At 61.2% G+C, this 26,235-nt stretch carries 26 protein-coding genes and 1 pseudogene; all 27 read left to right on the forward strand.

The genetic code is table 11. The annotated features are described in order from the left end of the window. The first annotated feature begins 106 nt into the window (after positions 1 to 106). The 27 genes and pseudogenes from BBI10_RS05030 to BBI10_RS05160 all read left to right on the forward strand — a co-directional run bounded on the left by BBI10_RS05030 (position 107) and on the right by BBI10_RS05160 (position 26,222). Entirely contained in the window at positions 107 to 958 is an 852-nt protein-coding gene (locus BBI10_RS05030; RefSeq protein WP_065987282.1) for a flagellin domain-containing protein, read from the forward strand. 73 nt (positions 959 to 1,031) lie between these two features. Further along, a complete protein-coding gene (locus BBI10_RS05035; RefSeq protein ID WP_065987283.1) occupies positions 1,032 to 1,421 on the forward strand; it encodes a flagellar protein FlaG in 390 nt (129 codons plus the stop codon). A 77-nt stretch (positions 1,422 to 1,498) separates the two neighbouring features. After that, positions 1,499 to 2,926, forward strand: a complete 1,428-nt coding sequence (gene fliD, locus BBI10_RS05040) for a flagellar filament capping protein FliD (protein ID WP_065987284.1) — start codon at positions 1,499 to 1,501, stop codon at positions 2,924 to 2,926. A gap of 120 nt (positions 2,927 to 3,046) precedes the next feature. Beyond that, positions 3,047 to 3,442, forward strand: coding sequence for a flagellar export chaperone FliS (fliS, locus tag BBI10_RS05045; RefSeq protein WP_065987285.1), 396 nt, complete (start codon positions 3,047 to 3,049; stop codon positions 3,440 to 3,442). 11 nt (positions 3,443 to 3,453) lie between these two features. Further along, positions 3,454 to 3,750, forward strand: a complete 297-nt coding sequence (fliT, locus tag BBI10_RS05050) for a flagellar protein FliT (RefSeq protein ID WP_065987286.1) — start codon at positions 3,454 to 3,456, stop codon at positions 3,748 to 3,750. A gap of 171 nt (positions 3,751 to 3,921) precedes the next feature. Continuing rightward, positions 3,922 to 5,397, forward strand: coding sequence for a sigma-54 dependent transcriptional regulator (locus BBI10_RS05055; protein ID WP_065987287.1), 1,476 nt, complete (start codon positions 3,922 to 3,924; stop codon positions 5,395 to 5,397). Positions 5,398 to 5,536: 139 nt separating this feature from the next. Next, positions 5,537 to 6,802 (forward strand): sensor histidine kinase, encoded by a 1,266-nt coding sequence (locus BBI10_RS05060; protein WP_244160314.1) that lies wholly within the window; start codon positions 5,537 to 5,539, stop codon positions 6,800 to 6,802. Then, complete coding sequence (locus tag BBI10_RS05065; RefSeq protein ID WP_065987289.1) at positions 6,799 to 8,205, forward strand: sigma-54-dependent transcriptional regulator; 1,407 nt, start codon at positions 6,799 to 6,801, stop codon at positions 8,203 to 8,205. The genes BBI10_RS05060 and BBI10_RS05065 overlap by 4 nt, the downstream gene beginning before the upstream one ends. A gap of 316 nt (positions 8,206 to 8,521) precedes the next feature. Beyond that, positions 8,522 to 8,851 (forward strand): flagellar hook-basal body complex protein FliE, encoded by a 330-nt coding sequence (gene fliE, locus BBI10_RS05070; protein WP_065987290.1) that lies wholly within the window; start codon positions 8,522 to 8,524, stop codon positions 8,849 to 8,851. A gap of 14 nt (positions 8,852 to 8,865) precedes the next feature. After that, positions 8,866 to 10,644 carry a flagellar basal-body MS-ring/collar protein FliF gene (gene fliF / locus BBI10_RS05075; RefSeq protein ID WP_065987291.1) on the forward strand — a complete coding sequence of 593 codons (1,779 nt, stop codon included), beginning with the start codon at positions 8,866 to 8,868 and terminating at the stop codon, positions 10,642 to 10,644. Beyond that, positions 10,637 to 11,653: a flagellar motor switch protein FliG gene (gene fliG, locus BBI10_RS05080; RefSeq protein ID WP_065987292.1), complete on the forward strand. Its 1,017-nt coding sequence runs from the start codon at positions 10,637 to 10,639 to the stop codon at positions 11,651 to 11,653. Before fliF ends, fliG begins: the two co-directional genes overlap by 8 nt. Positions 11,654 to 11,668: 15 nt before the next feature. After that, a complete protein-coding gene (fliH, locus tag BBI10_RS05085; RefSeq protein WP_065987293.1) occupies positions 11,669 to 12,484 on the forward strand; it encodes a flagellar assembly protein FliH in 816 nt (271 codons plus the stop codon). Further along, complete coding sequence (fliI, locus tag BBI10_RS05090; protein WP_065987294.1) at positions 12,474 to 13,832, forward strand: flagellar protein export ATPase FliI; 1,359 nt, start codon at positions 12,474 to 12,476, stop codon at positions 13,830 to 13,832. The genes fliH and fliI overlap by 11 nt, the downstream gene beginning before the upstream one ends. 6 nt (positions 13,833 to 13,838) lie before the next feature. Next, positions 13,839 to 14,288, forward strand: a complete 450-nt coding sequence (gene fliJ / locus BBI10_RS05095; RefSeq protein ID WP_065987295.1) for a flagellar export protein FliJ — start codon at positions 13,839 to 13,841, stop codon at positions 14,286 to 14,288. 915 nt (positions 14,289 to 15,203) lie between these two features. After that, positions 15,204 to 15,518: an STAS domain-containing protein gene (locus tag BBI10_RS05100; RefSeq protein ID WP_065987296.1), complete on the forward strand. Its 315-nt coding sequence runs from the start codon at positions 15,204 to 15,206 to the stop codon at positions 15,516 to 15,518. Then, entirely contained in the window at positions 15,518 to 17,227 is a 1,710-nt protein-coding gene (locus BBI10_RS05105; protein WP_065987297.1) for an ATP-binding SpoIIE family protein phosphatase, read from the forward strand. Before BBI10_RS05100 ends, BBI10_RS05105 begins: the two co-directional genes overlap by 1 nt. Before the next feature lie 29 nt (positions 17,228 to 17,256). Further along, positions 17,257 to 17,649 (forward strand): Hpt domain-containing protein, encoded by a 393-nt coding sequence (locus BBI10_RS05110; protein WP_244160315.1) that lies wholly within the window; start codon positions 17,257 to 17,259, stop codon positions 17,647 to 17,649. 116 nt (positions 17,650 to 17,765) lie between these two features. Then, positions 17,766 to 19,193, forward strand: coding sequence for a flagellar hook-length control protein FliK (locus BBI10_RS05115; RefSeq protein ID WP_065987298.1), 1,428 nt, complete (start codon positions 17,766 to 17,768; stop codon positions 19,191 to 19,193). 237 nt (positions 19,194 to 19,430) lie between these two features. Continuing rightward, positions 19,431 to 19,937 (forward strand): flagellar basal body-associated protein FliL, encoded by a 507-nt coding sequence (gene fliL / locus BBI10_RS05120; protein ID WP_065987299.1) that lies wholly within the window; start codon positions 19,431 to 19,433, stop codon positions 19,935 to 19,937. A gap of 9 nt (positions 19,938 to 19,946) precedes the next feature. Next, positions 19,947 to 20,915 (forward strand): flagellar motor switch protein FliM, encoded by a 969-nt coding sequence (fliM, locus tag BBI10_RS05125; RefSeq protein WP_065987300.1) that lies wholly within the window; start codon positions 19,947 to 19,949, stop codon positions 20,913 to 20,915. Positions 20,916 to 20,977: 62 nt separating this feature from the next. Further along, positions 20,978 to 21,436 carry a flagellar motor switch protein FliN gene (gene fliN, locus BBI10_RS05130; RefSeq protein ID WP_065987301.1) on the forward strand — a complete coding sequence of 153 codons (459 nt, stop codon included), beginning with the start codon at positions 20,978 to 20,980 and terminating at the stop codon, positions 21,434 to 21,436. Beyond that, positions 21,437 to 21,919: pseudogene (fliO, locus tag BBI10_RS05135) on the forward strand (flagellar biosynthetic protein FliO); the annotation flags it as partial. It abuts the gene before it with no gap. Positions 21,920 to 22,038: 119 nt separating this feature from the next. Further along, positions 22,039 to 22,782 carry a flagellar type III secretion system pore protein FliP gene (gene fliP / locus BBI10_RS05140; protein ID WP_065987303.1) on the forward strand — a complete coding sequence of 248 codons (744 nt, stop codon included), beginning with the start codon at positions 22,039 to 22,041 and terminating at the stop codon, positions 22,780 to 22,782. Between the two features lie 25 nt (positions 22,783 to 22,807). Next, a complete protein-coding gene (gene fliQ / locus BBI10_RS05145; protein WP_065987304.1) occupies positions 22,808 to 23,077 on the forward strand; it encodes a flagellar biosynthesis protein FliQ in 270 nt (89 codons plus the stop codon). A 7-nt stretch (positions 23,078 to 23,084) separates the two neighbouring features. Then, positions 23,085 to 23,870, forward strand: coding sequence for a flagellar biosynthetic protein FliR (gene fliR, locus BBI10_RS05150; protein WP_065987305.1), 786 nt, complete (start codon positions 23,085 to 23,087; stop codon positions 23,868 to 23,870). 1 nt (position 23,871) lies between these two features. Then, complete coding sequence (gene flhB / locus BBI10_RS05155; RefSeq protein ID WP_065987306.1) at positions 23,872 to 25,011, forward strand: flagellar biosynthesis protein FlhB; 1,140 nt, start codon at positions 23,872 to 23,874, stop codon at positions 25,009 to 25,011. A 668-nt stretch (positions 25,012 to 25,679) separates the two neighbouring features. After that, a complete protein-coding gene (locus BBI10_RS05160) occupies positions 25,680 to 26,222 on the forward strand; it encodes a DUF3455 domain-containing protein (protein ID WP_065987307.1) in 543 nt (180 codons plus the stop codon). Positions 26,223 to 26,235: the final 13 nt, after the last annotated feature.

Consider the following 26,235-nt stretch of genomic DNA (forward strand, 5'->3'; position numbering starts at 1 on the left):
AAGCTCCTGGCAACCGCGACGATAAACATTACGTAGGTTCTCTAGGCCACACCCGGCGCTTGCCAGGGCCGGATAGCCGCAGCAAACAACTCACGAGGAATTCATCATGGCTTTAGGCGTAAACACCAACGTAGCTTCCCTGGCTGTTCAGAAGAACCTGTCCAAAGCTTCCGATGCACTGTCGACTTCGATGACTCGTCTGTCTTCCGGTCTGAAAATCAACAGCGCTAAAGACGACGCAGCCGGCCTGCAGATCGCAACTCGCGAAACTTCGCAAATCCGCGGTCAGACTGTTGCCATCAAGAACGCCAACGACGGTATCTCGATCGCTCAGACCGCTGAAGGCGCTCTGCAAGAATCGACCAACATTCTGCAGCGTATGCGTGAACTGGCTGTTCAGTCCCGAAACGACACGAACGGTACTGCTGACCGTACCTCGCTGAACGCCGAATACGGTCAGATGTCTGACGAACTGACCCGTATCGCTCAGTCCACCAACCTGAACGGCAAAAACCTGCTGGACGGCTCGGCTAGCACCGTAACCCTGCAAGTTGGCTCGAACACCGGTACCTCGAACCACATCGACCTGGTTCTGACTGGCAGCTTCACTGCATCGGCTCTGGGCGTTTCCAGCGGCAGCAGCTCGATCAGCGGCGGCGACAACACCACTGCTCACACCAACGTTGACGCCGCTATCTCGGCAATCGACGCGGCTCTGGCAACGATCAACAGCACCCGTTCGAGCCTGGGTGCTTCGCAGAACCGTCTGACCAGCACCATCTCCAACCTGCAAAACGTTAACGAAAACGCCACTGCTGCACTGGGCCGTATTCAAGACACCGACTTCGCTGCTGAAACCGCTAACCTGACCAAACAACAGACTCTGCAACAAGCTTCCACCTCTGTTCTGGCCCAGGCTAACCAGCTGCCATCCGCTGTTCTGAAACTGCTTCAGTAATAACGGCTAGAGTTTTGGCGGGGGAGTATGCTTGCGTGCTCTCCCGCTTTTTACTTTCAAGAGGTGAGTGGACATGGACATAAGCAACAGGATGAATGTGTCTTATCCAGTGATCCAGTCGTTGCCCGCGGTGCCTGTGGCTGCTGACAAGCCAGCCGTGGCGCCTCAAGTCGTTCCTGCTCCGGCCGCGTCATCGCCGTCAGGCACATCGACAAGTAAAGACTCAGATCCGGAAAAGAAAACCGAAGAGCTGCAAGCGGCCGTCAAGCAAATGGAAAAGTTTTTTCAGTCGGTTCATCGCAACCTGGAATTCTCCATCGACGACAAGTCCGGCAAAGTGGTAGTGAAAGTGATCGCCACGGAAACCGGAGAAGTGGTGCGGCAACTGCCGTCTGCTGAGGCGTTGAAACTCGCCGACAGTCTGAAGAACGCAAACAGCCTGTTGTTCGAAGCGAAAGTTTAAATGGCATGAAACGTGAACACTGCACTTCGGTGTGGCGTGCTCGTCAAAATGCCGACTACAACTGAAAGGAGACTCACATGGCTAGTCCAATCACCCCCTCCACCGGCCTCGGCTCGGGCCTGGAAATCAGCAAAATCGTCGATGCCTTGGTCAGCTCAGACAAGCTGGCGAAGCAGACCCAGATCACCACCCAGACCAAGCTGGTCACCACCAAGATTTCCGGCATCGGCACGCTGCAGAGTGCGATGAATGCATTCCAGACCGCGCTGACCAACCTCGGCAAAACCGACACGCCTGCTTTCGCCGGTTATGCGGCTAAAGCTTCTGACGCGACCAAGCTGACCGTAACGTCCGATAACTCGGCCGTGCCCGGTACATACAGCATTGACGTCAAAAACCTCGCCACCAGTTCGAGTGTTGCGAGTGCTTCGTTCTCCGGCGGGTCCACCAGTGCTATTCCGAGTGGCGATTTGACCCTCACTCAAAATGGCATTGACACCAAGATCACCATCCCGACCGGGGCCACGCTGGCGTCGGTGGCCAAGCAGATCAACGCACAAAGCGCGACCTCGAAGATCAGCGCCAACATCATCACCGATGACAATGGTTCACGCCTGGTGTTCAGCTCGACAGTGACGGGTAAAGGCACGGACATAACGGCCTCCAGCACGACGTCCAGTGAATTCAACATTGTTGCCGGCGCTGCGCTTGACCCGAAAAGCACTACCAGCGCCGGCTATATCGGCGCGCAAGCGGTCGATGCCAGTCTGACCGTCAACGGCCTGAGCATCACCAGCGCCAGCAACACTATCGACAAGAGCCTCGGTGGCGTCTCCATGACGCTGTTAGGGACGGATAAGTCGACCGTGACGGTGTCGGCGAACAACGATGGTCTTAAAGCCTCGCTGCAAACCTTCGTCGATGCTTACAACAACGTTGTTAAGGCCGTGTCCAGCGTCACCAAGGCGACGGTAAGCGATACCCCCGACAAAACCACCGGCGCAACCGTGACGGCTGCGGCGTTGACGGGCGATGCGATGCCGCGCTCGATCCTCTCGGCCATCCGCGACCAGCTGGTGACGACCGGTGCCCCAGGTGGCGTTTCCGTGCTTTCGCAGCTGGGCATCACCACCGGTCAATCCGACGGTACGCTGAGCCTCGATGCCACCAAGTTTAGCAAGGCGATGGACCAGGGCCTGGCGGGTGACGTGCAGCAACTGTTCAGCGGCACGGACAGCACCAACGGCTTGCTCTCGCGGATGCAGGCTGCCATCACGCCTTACACCCAGACCGGCGGTATTTTCGACACGCGCACCACCAGCCTCAACAAGCAGCAGACCGATCTGACGGCCCAACAGTCAGCCCTCGACCTGCGTGTGACCACGCTGACCGCCACGCTCACTGCCAAATACAACGCGATGGACTTGCTGGTGGGGCAGTTGAAAGCCTCGGCCACGAGCATCACCTCGTTCTTCGACTCGCTCAATGCCCAGAAAAGTGGCTGACCGTTGACGAGTTGATCAAGACCCGGCCGCCAGTGCCGGGTTTTTGGCATCTGGCCTTAAAGTTTTCCTGGGCCGTGTCGATACCCTCACTATAGAAACTTCGTTGCGCGAGGTAAGACAATGAACCGTATGGCAGCCCTTCGGCAGTATCAGAAGGTCAACTCACAAGCCCAGACCGCCGTGGCCACGCCACACCGTCTGGTGCAGATGCTGATGGAAGCCGGCCTGGACCGTATCGCCCAGGCCAAGGGCGCCATCGAGCGCAAGGACATCCCCGCCAAAGGGCTGTTGATTGGCAAGGCGATTGAGATCGTCGGTGGCCTGCGTGAAGGCCTGGACATGGAAAAGCAGGCTGAAGCCCTGGCCCACGTCGACAACCTCTACGTCTATCTGATGAAGCGTCTGGCAGAAGCCAACATCAAATCCGATCCGAAGATCCTCGATGAAGTCAGCGGCCTGCTGACCACGGTCAAGGAAGGCTGGGACGGGATCGGCAACCAGCAACCCGTGCTCTGAAGGAGAACCCCATGAGCGTTGCACTCAAGCGAATCGAAGAAACCCGTGAAGCCTTGGTCGATGCCCTCGAGCAGCGTGACTGGGAGGCAATCGGCCAGCTCGATATGGCCTGCCGGGCCTGCGTCGATGAAGTCATCAGTCAGGCGAGCAACGATGAGCCTGAGTTGCGAACAAATCTGGAAGAGCTGCTAGGCGTCTATCGCAAGCTTATCGACGTCGCTGTGGGCGAACGTCAGGCGATCGTCGACGAAATGTCCCAGATCCAGCGAGCGAAAAGCGCGGCAAAGGTTTACCATCTGTTCGGTTGACACTTGGTCGGTAGCCAAAATATGTACGCCATAAAATTGACTGTGTACGGATTTTTGACTTAACTAGTGAAGTTCACTAATTTCTGGTGATTGACACGTCTCAACGGACGAAACAAAAGCCAAAGCTTGCCCGTGATCGGGCATCGAGTTGACTAGGGAAGTTGCTATTGCATGTGGCGTGAAATCAAAATCCTGCTGATCGATGACGATAGCCAGCGCCGCCGTGACATGGCGGTGATTCTGAATTTTCTGGGTGATGAGAACCTGTCCTGCTCCAGCACAGACTGGCAGCAAGTCGTGGGTTCACTGACCTCTACCCGAGAAGTGCTGTGCGTGCTGGTCGGCAGCGTGAACGCCCCGGGCAGCCTTCAAGGCCTGCTCAAAACCGTGGCCGCGTGGGACGAGTTTCTCCCGGTCCTGCTGATGGGCGAGAACTCCTCGTCCGAACTGGCGGACGATCTGCGTCGCCGGGTCCTCTCCACCGTCGAGATGCCGCCCAGCTACAGCAAACTGCTGGATTCCCTGCACCGTGCCCAGGTCTATCGCGAGATGTACGACCAGGCCCGTGAACGTGGGCGTCAGCGCGAACCCAATCTTTTCCGCAGCCTCGTCGGCACCAGCCGTGCCATTCAGCACGTCCGCCAGATGATGCAGCAGGTTGCCGACACCGACGCCAGCGTGCTGATCCTCGGTGAGTCCGGGACCGGCAAGGAAGTCGTCGCCCGTAACCTGCATTACCATTCCAAGCGCCGCGATGCGCCGTTCGTGCCCGTCAACTGTGGCGCGATTCCGGCCGAGTTGCTCGAAAGCGAACTGTTCGGCCACGAGAAGGGTGCTTTCACCGGCGCCATCACCAGCCGGGCAGGGCGCTTCGAACTGGCCAACGGCGGCACGCTGTTTCTCGATGAAATCGGCGACATGCCGCTGCCGATGCAGGTCAAGCTGCTGCGCGTCCTGCAGGAGCGCACCTTCGAGCGCGTGGGCAGCAACAAGACCCAGAGCGTTGATGTGCGCATCATCGCCGCGACGCACAAAAATCTTGAAGACATGATCGTGATCGGCAGTTTCCGCGAGGATCTCTACTACCGCCTCAACGTGTTCCCGATCGAAATGGCGCCGCTTCGTGAGCGTGTGGAAGACATTCCGCTGCTGATGAACGAGCTGATCTCGCGCATGGAACACGAGAAGCGCGGTTCGATTCGCTTCAACTCCGCCGCCATCATGTCGCTGTGTCGTCACGGCTGGCCCGGCAACGTTCGTGAGCTTGCCAACCTCGTCGAGCGCATGGCGATCATGCACCCGTACGGTGTCATCGGTGTCTCGGAGCTGCCGAAAAAATTCCGCTACGTCGACGACGAAGACGAGCAACTGGTCGACAGCCTGCGCAGCGATCTGGAAGAGCGCGTGGCCATCAACGGCCATACGCCGAACTTCGCCAGCAGCGCCTTGCTGCCGCCTGAAGGTCTGGACTTGAAGGACTACCTCGGCGGTCTGGAGCAGGGCTTGATCCAGCAGGCGCTGGACGATGCCAACGGGATCGTGGCACGCGCCGCCGAACGTCTGCGCATCCGCCGCACCACGCTGGTGGAAAAAATGCGCAAGTACGGCATGAGCCGCCGCGAAGGCGACGAGCAGGTCGACGACTGACTGTCGTTTGACGCGTCAAAAATAAACCGCTGATTTCTCAGCGGTTTTTTTTCGGCACGAGGATTGCTATGTCTCTGGGAACATACCGTTTACTGACGGTTCGCTACCCGAGAGATCAACTATGCCCCAGGCCGCTCAGATGTCTTCCGAACCCGGTTCATCCATTGGTTCGTTAGTGCAGCAGTCCCCGGAAGTGGCGAGCAGGCAAGGGCTTGAACAGGCCTTCGCGCTGTTCAGCCAGATGTCGACTCAGCTCACCGATTCCTACGGCCTGCTGGAAGCACGGGTCACCGAGCTCAAGGGCGAGCTGGCCGTGGTCAGCGCCCAGCGCATGGAGGAGCTTGCCGAGAAAGAGCGTCTGGCGAACCGCCTTCAAAACCTGCTTGATCTGCTGCCGGGCGGTGTCATCGTGATCGATGGCACCGGCAGGGTCCGTGAGGCCAATCCTGCAGCGCTGGATCTGCTGGGCGAACCGTTGATCGGCATGCTCTGGCGGCACGTCATCGCCCGCTGCTTTGCCCCGCGCGAGGACGACGGCCACGAAATCTCCCTGAAGGACGGGCGCCGGCTGTCCATTGCCACCCGTTCCCTGGACGCCGAGCCGGGCCAGCTGGTGCTGCTTAATGACCTGACCGAAACCCGCCATCTGCAAAGTCAGCTGGCGCGTCATGAGCGCTTGTCGTCCCTGGGGCGCATGGTCGCATCACTGGCCCATCAGATCCGCACGCCGCTGTCCGCCGCCATGATTTACGCCAGCCATCTGGCCGAACAGGCGTTGAACGTCGAGACCCAACAGCGCTTCGCCGGCCGGCTCAAGGAGCGCCTGCACGAGCTCGAGCATCAGGTCCGCGACATGCTGGTATTTGCCCGTGGCGAGCTGCCGCTGACTGACCGGGTGACGCCGACTGCGCTGGTCGCTGCCCTAGAATCCGCCGCCCAGACCCATGTCCGTGACGTGGCCGTGCGCTGGCAGTGCGACAGCCCGGCGGGGGAATTACTGTGCAACCGCGACACGCTGGTCGGCGCGCTGCTCAACCTTATTGAAAATGCCGTCCAGGCCAGTGCCGGCCAGCGTGACGGGCGGCGCCGCATCAAGATTCATGCGTACAACCGCGGCAATACGCTGCGTCTGTGTATCAGCGACAGTGGCAGCGGCATCGAGCCGGCGGCCCTGGCCCGCATCGGCGAGCCCTTCTTCACCACCAAAACCACCGGCACCGGCCTGGGTCTGGCCGTTGTCACTGCGGTGGCGCGGGCGCATCAGGGCCGTGTCGAATTCCGCTCGCGTCCGGGTCGTGGCACCTGCGCCATCGTGTCGCTGCCGCTGGTTCCTGGGGCTGGGAATGAGCCGTCCACTGGCAGTGAGGCCGGTCCGTTGACGATTGCTTCAGGTGAGCGCTCATGAGCATCAAGGTGCTGCTGGTCGAGGACGACCCTTCTCTGCGTGAAGCGCTGGGCGAAACCCTGGCGCTGGCCGGCCATGCCTATCAGGCGGTCGGGTCGGCGGAAGAGGCGTTGATTGCCGCTGCCGATTCGCCGTTCAGCCTGGTGGTCAGTGACGTCAATATGCCCGGCATGGACGGTCACCAATTGCTCGGCCAGTTGCGCAGCCGCTACCCCCAGTTGCCGGTGCTGTTGATGACGGCCCATGGCACGGTGGACCGCGCCGTGGAGGCGATGCGTCAGGGCGCGGCTGATTACATGGTCAAGCCCTTCGAGCCCAAGGCGTTGCTGGCGCTGGTGGCTCGCCATGCACTGGGCCGCCTCGGCCCGGCCGATGGCGAGGGTCCGATTGCGGTCGAGCCTGCCAGCGTGCAGTTGCTCAGCCTCGCCAGCCGCGTGGCAAAGAGTGATTCGACGGTGTTGATTTCAGGCGAGTCCGGCACCGGTAAAGAAGTGCTGGCGCGTTTCATTCATGAGCAATCGCCCCGCGCCGGCAAGCCTTTCATCGCGATCAACTGCGCGGCGATTCCGGACAACATGCTCGAAGCCACGCTGTTCGGCCACGAGAAGGGTTCGTTTACCGGTGCCATTGCGTCCCAGGCCGGCAAGTTCGAGCAGGCCGAAGGCGGCACCATTCTGCTCGACGAGATTTCCGAAATGCCCATGGGCCTGCAGGCCAAGCTGTTGCGTGTGTTGCAGGAGCGGGAAGTGGAGCGGGTCGGTGCGCGCAAGCCCATCGAACTGGACATCCGCGTGCTGGCGACCACCAACCGCGATCTGGCGGGCGAAGTGGCCGCAGGGCGCTTCCGCGAAGACCTGTTTTACCGTCTCTCGGTGTTCCCGCTCGCGTGGCAATCCTTGCGCCAGCGTCCCGCCGACATTCTGCCGCTGGCCGAGCGTCTGTTGGCCAAACACGTCAATAAAATGAAGCATGCCCCGGTGCGGCTGTCGGCCGGGGCGCAGGCGTGTCTAGTCAGCTATGCGTGGCCGGGCAATGTCCGCGAGCTGGATAACGCCGTGCAGCGGGCGCTGATTCTGCAGCAGGGCGGGGTGATTCAGGCAGAGGATTTCTGCCTGGCCGGCCCGGTGACCTTCGCCGCCGCGCCGACGCCTCTGGTGGTGCCAGTTGCGACTGGCGCCATGGAAGCGTCGCCCGAGGCGAGCAGCGGGGAAGGGGCGGGCGCGCTGGGTGAAGACCTGCGTCGCCGTGAGTTCCAGATGATCATCGACACCCTTCGTGCCGAGCGTGGCCGTCGCAAAGAGGCCGCCGAACGCCTCGGTATCAGCCCGCGTACGTTGCGCTACAAGCTGGCGCAGATGCGTGATGCGGGGATGGATGTCGAAGGGTTTCTGTTTGCATCCTGAGCAGGCGCGCGTGTCGGTGAATGGGTGCCTGCCTGACTGGAGCTGACGACAGATATTCGACAACCCGCTGATTTTCCAAAGAGTGTGATGCCGTCTTCGTGAGCAAGCTCACTCCCGCAGGGACTGCGCCTGATAGGGCATCGCGCGGTGTCAATGCGTGAAGCGCCTCTTCGTTTACGTGTCCGTTTAAATACCCATCCGAACACTTTCATCAAACGTGGCATATCGCCGCTATTGGTCTGGCACCCTTGTTGCTAATGCTTAGGTAACCGCTGAATCCGTGTCAAAAATTTGCGGCCCTTTTGAGAGAAACGTCATGACCCAAGGTGTTGAATTTAATCGCTTGATGTTGGACATGCGCTCCATGCAGATGGACGCCATGGCTCAGCCCAAGGCCATCGCAGCGCCAGAACAGGCCGGTGCGAGCAGTTTCGCTGACATGCTCGGCATGGCGGTGAACAAGGTCAACGACACCCAGCAGGCGTCGAATCAGCTGTCGACCGCTTTCGAGATGGGCAAGAGCGGCGTGGACCTCACCGACGTGATGATCTCCTCGCAGAAAGCCAGCGTGTCGTTTCAGGCGCTGACCCAGGTACGCAACAAGCTGGTTCAGGCGTACCAAGACATCATGCAAATGCCGGTTTGAGGACGATTTAAGTCATGGCCGAAGCCGTCGTCGATAACGTACCCGCCAAAACGGGTGCGCCAGGAAGCAAGCCGCCAATGTTCGGGCTGGCCTTCCTGCAAAATCTCTCCGAGATGACCATGCTGCGTCAGGTCGGCCTCATGGTCGGTCTGGCTGCCAGCGTGGCGATTGGTTTTGCCGTCGTGCTTTGGTCGCAGCAGCCCGATTACAAGCCGCTTTATGGCAGCCTGTCGGGTGTCGATACCAAGCAGGTCATGGACACGTTGGCCCAGGCCGACATTCCCTACACCGTCGAGCCCAATTCCGGCGCGCTGCTGGTGAAGTCCGAGGACCTGTCCCGTGCCCGCATCAAGCTGGCGGGTGCCGGTATCGCCCAGACCGACGGCAACGTCGGTTTCGAAATCCTCGACAAGGATCAAGGCCTGGGGACCAGCCAGTTCATGGAGGCCACTCGTTACCGTCGTGGCCTGGAAGGCGAACTGGCGCGGACCATCTCAAGCCTGAACAACGTCAAGGGCGCTCGTGTTCACCTGGCGATTCCGAAGAGCTCGGTGTTCGTGCGTGACGATCGCAAACCCAGCGCTTCGATTCTGGTTGAGCTGTATGCCGGTCGTTCGCTGGAGCCGGGTCAGGTGCTGGCGATCATGAACCTGGTCGCCACCAGCGTCCCGGAACTGAACAAGTCGCAGATTTCTGTCGTCGATCAGAAGGGCAATCTGCTCTCCGATCAGGCCGAGAACTCCGAGCTGTCCATGGCCGGCAAGCAATTCGATTACACCCGCCGCATGGAAAGCATGCTGACTCAGCGTGTGCAGAACATTCTGCAGCCGGTGCTGGGCAATGACCGCTACAAGGCAGAAGTGTCGGCAGACGTTGATTTCAGCGCCGTCGAATCCACCGCCGAAAGCTTCAACCCGGACACGCCTGCGCTGCGCAGTGAGCAGACGGTCAACGAACAACGCTCCAGCAGCAGCGGTTCAGGGGGCGTACCCGGTGCGCTGAGCAACCAGCCGCCAGGCCCGGCAACGGCGCCACAGAACGCCGCCGCCGGTGCTGCCGGAGCCGCGGGCGCCATCGCCCCGGGCCAACCGCTGCTGGACGCCAATGGCCAACAGATCATGGACCCGGCCACCGGTCAGCCGATGCTGGCGCCGTACCCGGCGGACAAGCGTAACCAGTCGACCAAGAACTTCGAGCTCGACCGTTCCATCAGCCACACCAAGCAGCAGCAGGGCAAGGTCAATCGCCTGTCGGTCGCCGTGGTGGTCGATGATCAGGTCAAAGTCAACCCGGCCAATGGCGAAACCACCATGGTGCCGTGGACCGCCGAGCAACTGGCGCGCTTCACCCGTCTGGTGCAGGACGCCGTCGGCTTCGACGCCAGCCGTGGCGACAGCGTCAGCGTGATCAACGTGCCGTTCTCCACCGATCGCGGCGAAGTCATCCCGGATATTCCGTTCTACTCGCAGTCGTGGTTCTGGGACATCGTCAAACAGGCCATGGGCGTGCTGTTCATCCTGGTGCTGGTGTTCGGTGTGCTCCGTCCGGTGCTCAAGGGCATCACCAATCCGCAAGGCAAGCGCCTCGACGGCGACTCCGAGCTGGGCGGCATGGTCGGGATGGACGGTGAATTGGCAAACGACCGCGTCAGTCTGGGCGGTCCGCAAAGTATTCTGTTGCCGAGCCCTACCGAGGGTTATGACGCACAGCTCAACGCAATCAAGAGCCTTGTGGCCGAGGATCCGGCGCGTGTAGCCCAGGTCGTCAAAGAGTGGATCAACGCTGATGAGTGATAGAGCTGCTGCACTTAAATTGACCCGCGTGGACAAGGCCGCGATTCTGCTCCTCACCCTGGGTGAGACGGACGCCGCGCAGGTCTTGCGTCACATGGGACCCAAAGAGGTTCAACGGGTGGGCGTGGCCATGGCGCAGATGCGCAATGTGCACCGCGAGCAGGTCGAACAGGTGATGAGCGAGTTCGTCGACGTGGTCGGCGATCAGACCGGTGTCGGCATCGGCTCGGACGGCTACATCCGCAAGATGCTCACCCAGGCACTGGGCGAGGACAAGGCCAACGGCCTGATCGACCGGATTCTGCTGGGCGGCAACACCAGCGGTCTCGACAGCCTGAAGTGGATGGAACCGCGCGCGGTGGCCGACGTCATCCGTTTCGAGCACCCGCAGATTCAAGCCATCGTCGTCGCCTACCTGGACGCCGATCAGGCCGGTGAAGTGCTGAGCCACTTCGACCACAAAGTGCGCCTGGACATCATCCTGCGCGTGTCGTCGTTGAACACCGTGCAGCCGGCGGCGCTGAAAGAATTGAACCAGATCCTCGAGAAGCAGTTCTCGGGCAACGCCAACACATCGCGTACTACCCTGGGCGGTATCAAGCGTGCGGCGGATATCATGAACTTCCTCGACAGCTCGATCGAAGGCCAGCTCATGGATTCGATCCGCGAAGTGGACGAAGACCTGTCGACGCAGATCGAAGACCTCATGTTTGTCTTCAACAACCTCTCCGACGTCGACGACCGCGGGATTCAGGCCTTGCTGCGCGAAGTCTCCTCCGATGTGCTGGTACTGGCACTGAAGGGCTCGGACGACGCCATCAAAGAAAAGATTTTCAAGAACATGTCCAAACGTGCCGCCGAACTGCTGCGCGACGACCTGGAAGCCAAAGGCCCGGTTCGCGTCAGCGATGTGGAAGGCGCCCAGAAAGAAATTCTCACCATTGCCCGTCGTATGGCGGAGGCCGGGGAGATCGTTCTTGGCGGCAAAGGTGGCGAGGAAATGATTTAAGCGTAGGTGCCGTTGATGTCCAGCTCCGATAAAGCACCACCCAGTGAGCTCATCCGCGCCCAGGATTTGCGCGGGATCGACGTCTGGGCCTTGCCCAGCTTCGACCCGCACGTGGAAGCACCCGAGCCGGAACCGGTTATCGAGGAAGCCGAGCTCGCCGAAAGCGAAGAAGTTCCGCTGGAAGAAGTCCAGCCGATGACCCTGGAAGAGTTGGAAAGCATCCGTCAGGACGCCTACAACGAGGGGTTTGCCATCGGCGAAAAAGAGGGTTTTCACAGCACTCAGCTCAAGGTTCGTCAGGAAGCGGAAGTGGCGCTGGCGGCCAAGCTGGACAGCATGGAAGTCCTGATGGGGCATCTGTTCGAACCCATCGCCGATCAGGATGCGCAGATCGAGAAATCGATGGTGTCGCTGGTCGAGCATGTGGTCCGCCAGGTCATTCAGCGCGAGCTCAAAACCGACTCCAGCCAGATCGGCACGGTGCTGCGCGAAGCCTTGCGGCTGCTGCCGATGGGCGCGGCCAACGTGCGCATTCTGGTCAATCCGCAGGACTTCGCGTTGGTCAAGGCCATGCGCGAGCGTCACGAAGAAACCTGGCGCATTCTCGAGGACGAGACGCTGCAGCCGGGTGGTTGCCGGGTCGAGAGTGAGCACAGCCGCATCGACGCCACGGTCGAGGCGCGGATCAGTCAGGCCCTGGGCAAAATGTTCGACCAGCTGCACGAGCAGGCCCTGCACCCGGCGCCGCCCGATGTGACGATCGAACTGGAAGAGGCGCTCCAGAGCGCCGAGAAAACCACTTACCCACTGGGTGCTGTCGATGCGCCTTGAACGCACCAGTTTCGCCAAGCGCCTGAGCACGTACCCTGACGCGATCTCCCTGCCTACGCAGCCGATCGTCGAAGGACGGCTGCTGCGCATGGTCGGCCTGACCCTCGAAGCCGAGGGCCTGCGCGCCGCCATGGGCAGCCGTTGCATGGTGATCAATGACGGCAGTCATCACCCGGTCGAAGTTGAAGCCGAAGTCATGGGTTTTGCCGGCAGCAAGGTGTTCCTGATGCCGGTCGGCAGCGTCTCCGGCATTGCGCCCGGCGCCCGCGTCGTGCCGCTGCCGGACACCGGCCGTCTGCCGATGGGCATGACCATGCTCGGCCGCGTCCTCGACGGCGCCGGTCGTCCTCTCGACGGCAAGGGCGGGATGAAAGCCGAAGACTGGGTGCCGATGGACGGCCCGACCATTAACCCGCTCAAGCGCAACCCCATCAGCCAGCCGCTTGACGTGGGCATTCGCTGCATCAACGGTTTGTTGACGGTCGGGCGCGGCCAGCGTCTGGGCCTGTTCGCCGGTACCGGCGTGGGCAAGAGTGTGCTGCTGGGGATGATGACCCGCTTCACCGAGGCCGACATCATCGTCGTCGGGCTGATCGGCGAACGGGGCCGCGAGGTGAAGGAGTTCATCGAGCACAGCCTGGGCGAGGAGGGCCTCAAGCGTTCGGTCGTCGTGGCCTCTCCGGCGGATGATGCGCCGTTGATGCGTCTGCGCGCCGCGATGTATTGCACGCGCATCGCCGAGTATTTTCGCGACAAGGGCAAGAACGTCCTGTTGCTGATGGATTCGCTGACCCGTTTCGCCCAGGCCCAGCGGGAAATCGCCCTGGCCATCGGCGAGCCGCCTGCGACCAAAGGGTACCCACCGTCGGTGTTCGCCAAGCTGCCCAAGCTGGTGGAGCGCGCCGGTAACGCCGAGGCGGGCGGTGGCTCGATCACCGCGTTCTACACCGTCTTGTCCGAAGGCGACGACCAGCAGGACCCGATCGCTGACTCGGCCCGGGGCGTGCTCGACGGCCACATTGTGCTGTCGCGGCGGCTGGCCGAAGAAGGCCATTACCCGGCCATCGATATCGAAGCGTCGATCAGCCGGGTGATGCCGTCTGTGGTCGATCCGCAGCACATGGTGCAGGCGCAGTATTTCAAGCAGTTGTGGTCGCGCTATCAGCAGAGCCGCGATTTGATCAGTGTCGGCGCGTACGTGGCCGGCGGCGATCGCGAGACGGATCTGGCGATTTCGCTGCAGCCGCAGCTGGTGAAGTATTTGCGCCAGGGCTTGCAGGAGAACGAGAGCATGCAGAGCAGTGAGGAGCAGTTGGCGAAGATTTTCAATCCTCAGGCCGGCGGTTAATCGGCCATGGCTCTGAGTCGCGCAGGCCGTCTGGCGCCGGTGGTCGAGATGGCAGAAAAGGTCGAGAAGGCTGCCGTCCAGCGTCTGGGGCATTTTCAGGGGCAGGTGCGGCTGGCTGAAACCAAGTTGGGTGAGCTGGATAAATTTCGTTCTGATTATCAGCAGCAGTGGATCGACAAGGGCGCCCACGGGGTGTCGGGTCAGTGGCTGATGAATTATCAGCGCTTTCTCAATCAGTTGGAGACGGCGGTGGCGCAGCAGCGTCAGAGTCTGGCGTGGCATCAGAATAATTTGAACAAGGCGCGCGAAGAGTGGCAGAAGGCGTATGCGCGGGTGGAGGGGCTGCGTAAGTTGGTGCAGCGGTATATCGATGAGGCGCGCGCGCTGGAAGATAAACGCGAGCAGAAATTGCTGGATGAGTTGGTTCAGCGACTCCCTAGGACCGAGCAGTTTTAAGGGCTTGAGATCAAGATCAAGGGCATCTGCCTGGGGGCAGATTGTTTCGCCTTCGGCGAGTTACTTTTAAAAAGCACTAAAAGTAACCAAAAGTGCTTGCTCCTGGTTTGGCCCTCCTGCGTCGGGTTCCCTCGCTCCGGTCTTGCTCCGTGGGCCCGCGCCGAACGGACATCCATGTCCTGACGGCGCTCTCGCCGCATCCATGCGGCTCGGCCCACTGCGCAAAACCTGCGCTCGGCCTGCACCCAAGTCGCGTCTTGTGGTGTTTGGACCTTTTGTGTAGGAAGAGCAAAAGCAACGGCGACGGTGAGGACGATGACATAGTGGGACCGGCTTTAGCCGGGAAGGCGTCGGGAGGCACGCTGCAAAATTGATGGCGGCCAGACTGGCCTCTTCCCGGCTAAAGCCGGTCCTACTCACACCGCGTACACCCGTAGGACCGGCCTCTTCCCGGCTGAAGCCGGTCCTACCCACACCGCGTACACCCGTAGGACCGGCTTCAGCCGGGAAGCTTTTGATCTGCTTTTGATCTGCTTTTGATTTTCGTACATAGAAAGCCCAAACACCGCCAATCGCGACTTGGGTGCAGGCTGAACGGAGGTCTCGTGGAGTGGGCCGAGCCGCATGGATGCGGCGAGAGCTGCCCCCCGCCATGGATGGCGGATGGCAGCGGGCCCACGGAGCGAGACCGGAGTGAAGGAACCCCGACGAAGGAGGGGCCCAACCGAGAGCAAGCACCTTTGGTTACTTGGGGTGCTTTTCCAAGTAACTCGCCGAAGGCGAAATGTCTGCCGTGAGGCAGACGCTCTTGATCTAGAGCCCCTGAAACCCAAGTAAAAGCTAACGATTTGCAACGCCTCACAAGGGCTGCTAAAACTCAAGCGTCTGGCGCTGTTTCATACAAGGAATTTGCCAATGTCAGTAACCTCCGAACGCTCCGCCGATGGCCAAGAACTGACCATCACCATCAAAGGACGCTTCGATTTTTCGACGCACCAGGAATTCCGGAGCGCCTACGAACCCAAAGAAAAACAGGCCAGCCGCTACAAGGTCGACCTGAAAGACACCCACTACCTCGACAGCTCCGCGCTGGGCATGCTCCTGCTGCTGCGTGACCACGCCGGCGGCGAACGAGCCGATATCCAACTGGTCAACTGCAACAACGACGTCAAGAAAATCCTCGACATCTCCAACTTCTCCAAACTCTTCAACATCGTCATAACCGCCTGATGATCTCGTCTGCCTCCGATCGCCTGACGGTCCTCATCGCCGATGACAACGTCAGCGACCGGATGCTCCTGTCCGCCATCGTCAGCCGCCAGGGCCATGACGTTCTGACCGCCAGTGACGGCGCCGAAGCCGTCGGGCTGTTCGAGCGTCGGCGGCCGCAACTGGTGCTGATGGACGCGATGATGCCGGTCATGGACGGTTTCGAAGCGGCGCGCCAGATCAAGACGCTGGCGGGTGACGCGCTGGTGCCGATCATCTTCCTGACGTCGCTGACCGAAGGCGAAGACCTCGCCCGATGCCTCGACGCCGGCGGCGACGACTTCGTTGCCAAGCCCTACAACCAAGTGGTGCTGGCGGCGAAGATCAACGCCATGAACCGCCTGCGCGTGTTGCAGGAAACTGTGCTGCACCAACGCGACCTGATCACCCGCCACCATAAATACCTGCTCAACGAGCAGCGCGTGGCCAAGGCCGTGTTTGATCAGATTGCCCACTCCGGGTGCCTGAGCTCGCGCAACATCCGCTACCTGCAATCGCCCTACGCGCTGTTCAACGGCGACCTGCTGCTGGCCGCGTGGTCGCCGTCCGGCAACATGCACCTGCTGCTGGGGGATTTCACCGGCCATGGCTTGCCCGCCGCAGTAGGCGCCATGCCCTTGGCCGAGGTGTTCTACGGCATGACCGCCAAGGGGTACGGCTTGCCCGAAACCCTGCGGGAGATGAACGCCAAGCTCAAACGCATCCTGCCGGTCGACATGTTCTGCTGCGCCGCGCTGCTGTGCCTGAACTTCAAGCAGCAGCTGGTCGAGGTGTGGAACGGCGGCCTGCCGGATGGTTACCTGCTGCATGGCGATGGCCGGCCGCACACGCCGCTGATTTCGGCCAACGTGCCCCTCGGGGTGTTGAGCGCCGGCAGTTTCGACGACAACACCCAGGTGTATCCCTTCGGGCCGGGGGATCGGGTGTTTCTGCTGTCCGACGGCGTTGTCGACAGCACCGGTCAGGACGGCGAGCTGTTCGGCGCCCGGCGTCTGCAAAATGTGCTGGTGAGCAATCGCAACCCGGCGCTGCTGATCGAAGAAGTGCAGTGGGCCCTGGCGCGGTTTCGCGGCCAGGCGCGGGACGACGTGAGCATGGTCGAGGTGGCATTCACCGAGCCTGACTTGCTCGGCCCGCCCTCGGTCATTTATACCGACAGCGGCGATTCCAGTCCGCTGGATTGGTGCGCTTCGTTCGAGTACCGCGCGGCAACGCTCAAGCGCTTCAATCCCCTGCCTTATCTGCTGCAACTGCTGCAGGAAGTCCATGGCTTGCGCATGCAGAGCAGCGAGCTGTATATCGTGTTGTCGGAGCTGTACAGCAATGCGCTGGAACACGGCGTGCTCGGGCTCGACTCGGCGTTGAAGCGCGACGCCGCAGGTTTTGGGCTTTACTACCAGCAGCGCGCCGAACGCCTGGATTGTCTGGTGGAGGGTTTTATCCGCATCGATTTCCAGATCGTCCCGGACGGCGAGGGCGGTCGCCTGACAGTGCGGGTGCAGGACAGCGGTGCGGGTTTCGATTCCGATCGGGTGCTGGCGCTGCCGCCTGCGGTCACCCAATTGTCCGGGCGCGGCCTTGCGCTGGTCCGGCAGCTCAGCGACCGCTGCCAGTGGTCCGATGAGGGGCGGACGGCCAGCGTGGAATTTGCGTGGGAGGGTCTGGCATAATCCGCGCGTCTTGATCAAGGAGTGAACAAGTGTCGAATAATCCTGTGGACTTCAACGTGCTCAGCACGCTGCGTGACGTGATGGAAGCGGAATACCCGGCGCTGCTGCAGGTGTTCATTTCCGATTCCGTCAATCGGGTCAACGACATGACCCTGCTGTTGCGTGACCCTTCCTTCACTGCCGCCTCCACCGCCTCGCTGCAACGCCTCGGCCTCATGGCCCACAGCTTCAAAGGCAGCACCGGCAACATGGGCGCCACGCACTTGTCCGAACTCTGCCTGCAACTGGAAGAACAGGGGCGCGGGTTGGTGGCCGCGGACGACGCCCGGATAAGGCGGCTGGTGTCCGAGATCAAGGAGGAATTCTACGCCGTCAGGAAGATTTTCGAAGACGAACTGCAGCTCTGCCATGCCAGCCACTGAGCCGGGTATCCCCAACCCGGCTTTCAACCTCTGACCCACCTTTAATCCAGCCAGTCGGCGCACTTGGCCCGCCATTTGCTTTGTCTCTGTGTAATTGCGCTCTTGCGGAGATTCACATGGCCCTCGCCAACAACCCATTACTGACGGCTTTGACAGCGGCCAAAGTCCAGAAAGCCGGGAATACCTCGGCGGCAAAGGCGCCGGACCCCGTCAAGCACAACACTTCCAGCTTCTCTGACGTGTTCGCCAAGCAGGCGCCGGTCAAGTCCCACAGCGCGGACAACGCGACGGCAAAAGCGGCAAGCGCCAAGAGTTCGGCAGCGGACGACAAGCCCGCCGTCAGCCATACGTCTGCCGCCGATGACAAGACCGTTGCCGATAACGGCAATGGGTTGCCTGCCAAGCCGGTGAACGGCAAAGCGGACGATGAGCCCGGCGCGGGCAAGGGCCACGCCGACGATAAGGACGACGCCTCCGACACCGGCCAGGATCCGACGGTGGCGGATGCGCCTCCGGTCGATCCCGTGCTTGACCCGACACTGGCCGTGACGCCGGCGGTTCAAGAGCCTGTGGCCGTCGCGCCTGCCGTTGAGCCCGTAGTGGATCCGGCGCTTCTCGCCTCCGCGCTGCCCGTGATGCCGCCTCCTTCGGTGCAAGCCCCGACCGACGCGACCGACGCAGCCGGCGACGATTTCGATCCCTCTGCCGATCCGCTGGAAGGCTTGACCGCCGTGCAAGTCGCCCTGGAAAACAAGGCGCAGCAGACGGCGCAGAATAACGGCGTGCATGGCGACGGCAAAGGCGGGGGCAAGCAAGACCCGAACGCCGATCCTTCGCAGCTGCTGGCCAATAACCTGGCGGCGCTGGGTGACCAGCCCGTGGACAAGAGCACCACCGAAGGCGGCGGCGACAAAGCATTCAGCGGCCTGCTGGCTGACGGCCTGAAAGACGTGAAGGGCGCCACCAGCGATACGCGGATGGATAACTTTGCTGATCGACTGGCGGCCTTGTCCCAGGCCGCTCAGGTGAAGAACACCACGGCGTCGGCCCCGGCCACGCCACTGCTCAATCAGCCACTGGCGATGAATCAGGGGGGCTGGACCGAAGGCGTGGTCAACCGCGTGATGTACCTGTCGAGCCAGAACCTCAAGCAGGCGGACATTCAGCTGGAGCCCGCTGAATTGGGCCGTCTGGACATCCGCGTCAATATGGCGGCGGACCAGCAGACCCAGGTCACGTTCATGAGTGCCCATGTCGGCGTGCGCGAAGCGCTGGAAAGCCAGATGTCGCGCCTGCGTGATTCCTTCGTTCAGCAGGGCATGGGTCAGGTCAACGTCAACGTCTCCGACCAGTCCCAGGGCTGGCAGCAACAGGCTCAACAGCAGTCGGGCGGTGACGGGCAACGCAACGGCGGCAGTGACCGCAGCAGCGGTGTCGGCGGCAGCGACCTCATCGCCGACGGAGCTCCGGTGGATGCCGCTTCGGCCGCTGCCAACGCACCGCTGACTGTCGTGGGGTCCAGCGCGGTCGACTATTACGCCTGAAAACGCCCTGCCAACGCTTGGGCGTTGTCAGTAGCGGCAAGTGGTTAGCGGCAAGCGGCAAGTAAAGGCAAGATCAAAGGCGGTAGTGCGTGGGAGACCCCGGTTTCTCGGGCGCTGCCGCTTTTTGCTGTTGCTTGCCGCTCATTACTTGCAGCTTGAAGCCGCCCATGTGGCACAACCCTTGCTCTTCCTCTGTCACGCAACACCGAACCCCTTGGATAGTGACGGATTATTGGCATGGCAAAGAGTGACGACGCAGCAGTGGCGGACCCTGCAAAAAAGGGCAAGTTGAAAGTCATCATCCTCATCGTGGTGGGGCTGCTGCTGGCCGTTGGTGTGTCGGTAGGCGCGACTTGGTTCATCATGCACAAGGCCGAGAGCAAGCCCGATGCAGCTGCCATTGCCGAAGCGGCGGATGCCAAAAAAGAGGCGATCTTTGAACCCCTGACGCCACCCTTCGTCGTCAACTACAACGTCAATGGCCGTCAGCGCTACATGCAGGTCAGCATCACCTTGCTGGCCCGTGACAAGGCCGACCTCGAAGCGTTGAAAGCGCACATGCCGGTCATCCGTAATAACCTGGTGATGATGTTCTCCGGTCAGCCATTCGATACCATCGCAACGCCGGTGGGCATGGAAATGCTGCGCCAGAAGGCGGCAGCCGTGGTCCAGGAAGTGGGCCAGAAAGAGCTGAACAAGAGCGTGATCGAACAGGTACTTTTCACTAACTACGTACTGCAGTAGGACCACGACATGGCCGTGCAAGACCTGCTGTCCCAGGATGAGATCGACGCGCTGTTGCATGGCGTCGACGACGGTCTGGTACAGACCGATAGCGTTGCCGACCCCGGCAGCGTAAAGAGTTACGACCTGACCAGTCAGGATCGCATCGTCCGCGGGCGCATGCCGACCCTGGAAATGATCAACGAGCGTTTCGCCCGTTACACCCGCATCAGCATGTTCAACCTGCTGCGTCGCTCGGCCGATGTGGCCGTGGGGGGCGTGCAGGTGATGAAGTTCGGCGAATACGTGCACTCGCTGTACGTGCCGACCAGTCTCAATCTGGTCAAGATCAAACCCCTGCGTGGCACCGCGCTGTTCATCCTCGACGCCAAACTGGTGTTCAAGCTGGTGGACAACTTCTTTGGCGGCGACGGCCGTCACGCCAAGATCGAAGGGCGTGAATTCACCCCGACCGAGCTGCGCGTGGTGCGCATCGTGCTGGATCAGGCCTTCATTGATTTGAAGGAAGCCTGGCAGGCGATCATGGAAGTCAACTTCGAGTACATCAACTCGGAAGTGAACCCGGCCATGGCCAACATCGTCGGCCCGAGCGAAGCCATCGTGGTGTCCACGTTCCATATCGAACTGGACGGCGGTGGCGGCGATCTTCACGTGACCATGCCGTATTCGATGATCGAGCCGGTGCGCGAAATGCTCGATGCCGGTTTCCAGTCGGATGTCGACGATCAGGACGAACGCTGGGTCAACGCGCTCAAGCAGGACGTGCTCGACGTGTCGGTGCCGTTGCGCGTCGCAGTCGCCACGCGTCAGCTCAAACTGCGCGACATCCTGCACATGCAGCCGGGCGACGTGATTCCGGTCGATCTCCCGGAACACCTGGTCATGCGCGCCAATGGCGTGCCGTCCTTCAAGGTCAAACTGGGTTCGCACAAGGGCAACCTCGCCCTGCAAGTCGTCGAACCCATAGAACGCCGGTGACCCTCCGTCGCCGGCAAAACGAATGCGCTGCGTAAACGAATCACAGTTCCCCGAGGACAACCATGGCTAATGACAACGAAATGAATTCCGCTGACGACCAGGCTCTTGCCGACGAGTGGGCGGCTGCACTGGGTGAGGCCGGGGACGGGCAAGCGGACATCGACGCGCTGTTGGCGGCCGACGCCGGCAACAAGGCCAATCGCATGACGATGGAAGAGTTTGGCGGCCTGCCGAAAAGCAACGGCTCGGTCAGCCTGGACGGCCCGAACCTGGACGTGATCCTTGATATCCCGGTGTCGATTTCCATGGAAGTGGGCAGCACCGACATCAACATCCGCAACCTGCTGCAGCTCAACCAGGGCTCGGTGATCGAGCTGGACCGTCTGGCTGGCGAGCCACTGGACGTGCTGGTCAACGGCACCCTGATCGCCCACGGCGAAGTGGTTGTGGTGAACGAAAAGTTCGGCATCCGTCTGACCGACGTGATCAGCCCGAGCGAACGTATCAAGAAGCTGCGTTAAGTGCGCGGCCTGTTCAGAACCCTGTCGAGCCTGCCGCTGCTGGCATTGTCCTGGGCGGTGATGGCGGCCGATCCGGCGACGCCGGCCGCGCCTGCCGCCACGACAGCGACGACGGCGGCGACCACCACGCCAGCGGTTGCCGCGCCGGTGGCCGGAACCCTGAACGGCGGGATCGGCGGGCAGCTGCTGCAGCTGGTGCTGGGTCTGCTGCTGGTGATCGGGCTGATCTTCGTACTGGCCTGGCTGATGCGTCGGGTGCAGCGCGCCGGGCCGGCGGGCAATCAGGTGATCAAACTGGTGGGCTCCCGCGCCCTGGGGACTCGCGATCGGCTGGTGCTGGTGCAGGTCGGCAACGAACAGGTTCTGCTCGGCGTCTCCCCCGGGAGCATCACTGCGTTGCACGTGATGAACGAGCCGGTTGACGTGCCTGACCCACAAAGCGTCCAGCCGGAATTCGCAAAGCGCCTGCTGGAAGCGCTGGGCAACAAGGGCGGAGCGGGGCAACGCACAGGCAAGAATATTTTTGGTGGCGCAGGTAAGAAAGCAGGTACGCCAGGCACGACGGGCGCGACACGTACTACGGATCAGAAGGACACGAACTGATGCGCATTGTTTTGACGCTGCTGCTGTTGCTTGCAGCGCCGCTGGCGTTTGGCGCCGATCCGTTGTCGATCCCGGCCATCACGCTGGGCACCGGCGCCAACGGCCAGCAGGAATATTCGGTCAGCCTGCAGATCCTGCTGATCATGACCGCGCTGAGCTTCATCCCGGCGTTCGTCATGCTGATGACCAGCTTCACGCGGATCATCATCGTCTTCTCGATCCTGCGGCAGGCCCTCGGCCTGCAACAGACGCCGTCCAACCAGATCCTCACCGGTATGGCGCTGTTCCTGACCCTGTTCATCATGGCGCCGGTGTTCGACCGGGTGAACAACGATGCCCTGCAGCCGTACCTGGCGGAAAAACTCACCGCCCAGGACGCCGTGGCCAAGGCCGAAGTGCCGATCAAGGATTTCATGCTGGCGCAGACCCGCTCCAGCGACCTGGAGCTGTTCATGCGCCTGTCCAAGCGCACCGATATTGCGACCCCTGATGCGGCGCCGCTGACGATTCTGGTGCCGGCGTTCGTCACCTCGGAATTGAAAACCGCGTTCCAGATCGGCTTCATGATCTTCATCCCGTTCCTGATCATCGATCTGGTGGTGGCGAGCATCCTGATGGCGATGGGCATGATGATGCTGTCGCCGCTGATCATTTCCCTGCCGTTCAAAATCATGCTGTTCGTGCTGGTGGATGGCTGGGCGCTGATCATCGGCACCCTGGCCGGCAGCTTTGGTGGTGTATGAATTCGTCTGACGTGGAGTGCGCAGCATGACCCCGGAAGTAGCCGTCGACCTGTTTCGCGAAGCGCTGTGGCTGACCACGACCATGGTCGCCATCCTGGTGGTGCCGAGTCTGATCGTCGGCCTGATCGTCTCGATGTTCCAGGCCGCGACGCAGATCAACGAACAGACCTTGAGCTTTCTGCCACGCCTGTTGGTCATGCTGGTCACGCTGATCGTGGTCGGCCCGTGGATGGTGCGCACCTTCATGGAGTACATCACCAATCTGTACACCAGCATTCCCCAAGTGATCGGCTGAGCCCTCGATGGAACCTGTGCTGGCGTTGACCGACACCCAGATCAGCACCTGGGTGGCGGCGTTCATGCTGCCGCTGTTTCGCATCGGCGCGCTGCTGATGACCATGCCGATCATCGGTACCACGCTGGTGCCCAAGCGGGTTCGGCTGTATTTCGCGCTGGCGATCACGGTCGTTGTCGCGCCGAGCCTGCCGCCCATGCCCGCCGTGCACGCCCTCGACCTCAGTGGGCTGCTGCTGATCGCGCAGCAGATCCTCATCGGCGCCGGCATGGGCCTGTCGCTGCAGCTGTTTTTCCAGGCATTCGTCATCGCCGGGCAGATCATCGGGATTCAGATGGGCATGGGCTTCGCGTCCATGGTCGACCCGGTCAACGGCGTGTCGGTGGCGACCATCGGGCAGTTCCTCACCATGCTCGTGACCCTGTTGTTCCTGGCCATGAATGCCCACCTGGTGGTGTTCGAAATCCTCATCGAGAGCTTCACCACCTTGCCGGTGGGGCAGGGCATCAGTACCTCGGACATCTGGCTGCTGGTGATGCGTCTGGGCTGGGTGCTCGGCGCGGCACTGGTGCTGGTGCTGCCGGCCATCGCGGCGCTGTTGGTGGTGAACATCGCCATGGGCGTGATGACCCGCGCGGCGCCACAGCTGAACATCTTCTCGATCGGTTTTCCGCTGACGCTGGTGCTGGGCATGGTGATTCTGTGGATCACCCTCGGCGACATTCTCAATCAATACCAACCGCTGGCGGTCGACGCCCTGCAGTTGCTCAGAGACCTGGTCAAGGCGCGCTGACATGGCCGAAAGCGAGAGTGGTCAGGACAAAACAGAAGACCCCACGGACAAACGCAAACGCGACGCCCGGGAGAAGGGCGAGATCGCCCGCTCCAAGGAGCTGAACACGGTTGTGGTGATGATTGTGGGCGCGGCGGGGCTGCTGGCGTTCGGCGGCTCCATGGCGGAAATGATGATGCAGCTGATGCGCGACAATTTCACCATCACCCGCGAGGCGATTCTCGACGAGCGCAGCATGGCGATCATGCTGATGGCTTCGGGCAAAGCCGCGTTGCTGTCGGTGCAGCCGATTCTGCTGGCGTTGACCGTGGCGGCATTCGTCGGCCCCATTTCCCTCGGCGGTTGGCTGTTTGCCGCCGGCTCCCTGGCACCCAAGTTCAGCCGCATGAACCCGGCCGCCGGCATCAAGCGGATGTTCTCGCCCAAGGCGCTGATTGAGCTGTTGAAGTCGTTTGCGAAGTTTTTGATTGTGCTGGCGGTGGCGCTGGTGGTGCTGATGAAGGACAAGGCCGACCTGGTGTCCATCTCCAAGGAGCCGGTGGAGATGGCGGTGGTGCACAGTTTGCAGTTGGTGGGCTGGAGCACGCTGTGGATGGCGATGGGCCTGTTGATCATCGCGGCGATCGATGTGCCGGTGCAGTTGTGGGAGTCGCACAAGAAGCTGCTGATGACTAAGCAGGAGGTGCGCGATGAGCACAAGGACAGTGAGGGTCGGCCGGAGGTCAAGCAGCGGATTCGTCAGTTGCAGCGGGATATGTCGCAGCGGCGGATGATGGCGGCGATTCCGGAGGCGGATGTGATTATCACGAACCCGACGCATTATGCGGTGGCGCTCAAATATGACGCGGAGCGGGGCGGGGCGCCGATTCTGTTGGCCAAGGGCAGTGATTTCATGGCGCTGAAGATTCGGGAGATTGCGGCGCAGCATGAGATTTTGTTGTTGCAGTCGCCGGCGCTGGCGCGGTCGATTTATTACAGCACGGAGTTGGATCAGGAGATTCCGGCGGGGTTGTATCTGGCGGTGGCGCAGGTGTTGGCGTATGTGTATCAGATTCGGCAGTATCGGGCGGGGCGTGGCAAGCGGCCTGATCCGTTGAGGGATAATTTGCCGATTCCGCCGGATTTGAGGCGTGATTCGTAAAGGGGACTACCGAAAAGCGTAAAGGGGACTGATTTATTTACAGCGCTTCACCGTAAATTAATCTGTCCCCGATTGCGCGGAGCGGCTGGGAGAGGTCTGCCTAACGGCAGACATTTCGCCTTCGGCGAGTTACTTGGAAAAGTCGAAAGTCGCACCATCCCCAAGTAACCAAGGGTGCTTGCTCCTGGTTTGGCCCTTCCTTCGTCAGGGTTCCTTCACTCCGGTCTCGCTCCGTGGGCCCGCGCCGAACGGACATCCATGTCCTGACGGCGCTCTCGCCGCATCCCTGCGGCTAGGCCCACTGCGCGAGACCTGCGTTCAGCCTGCACCCAAGTCGCGATTGGCGGTGTTTGAGCTATTTGCGCAAGCAGATCAAAAGCAGATCAAAAGCAGATCAAAAGCAGATCAAAAGCAGATCAAAAGCAGATCAAAAGCAGATCAAAAGCGCGCGTTGTAGGACCGGCTTCAGCCGGGAAGCTTTTGATTCAGATCGTTCCCACGCTCCGCGTGGGCATGCATCCCTTGACGCTCCGCGTCACTCGCTTTGCGGACACTTTCATCCTCGCTCAGATAATTTTTTTTCAAATCCCTGCATCCAGTTCGATCTCCCCCGGGTAGTACAAGAAGTAGCGATGGCTGCTGACCTGTTTATCTAATGGAGAGATGGCATGAACGCTAAAAAATTGCTGGGTTCGTTCGGTGTTTCATTGGCAGCCACTTGCCTGCTGGCCACGGCGCCGGCGGCGTATGCGCAGATGGCGTTGCCTGACGCGGTGAAGGTTCCGGACGGTCACAAGATTGCGATGGAGACGGTAGGCGTGGGCGAGATCACCTATGAGTGCCGCGACAAGCCCAACGCTGCCGGCCAGACCGAATGGACGTTTGTCGGTCCGAAAGCGGTGTTGAATGATCGCAGCGGCAAGCAGGTCGGCACGTACTTCGGGCCACCGGCGACCTGGCAGGCCGCTGACGGTTCCAAGATCACCGGTACCCAACTCGCTGTCGCCCCCGCCGGCACGGGCGACATTCCGTATCAGTTGGTGAAGGCAAACCCTGCAGAAGGCAAGGGCGCGATGAGCAACGTCAGTTACATCCAGCGAGTGGCGACCAAAGGCGGTGTCGCGCCGAAGATGGAGTGCTCGATGGCGACCAAGGGCAAACAAGAAATCGTGAAATACCAGGCGGACTATATTTTCTGGGCTGCCAAGTAGACCAACGTCCCAC

Origin of the sequence: Pseudomonas graminis (assembly GCF_001705435.1) — a bacterium.
Classification (GTDB): Bacteria; Pseudomonadota; Gammaproteobacteria; order Pseudomonadales; family Pseudomonadaceae; genus Aquipseudomonas; species Aquipseudomonas graminis_B.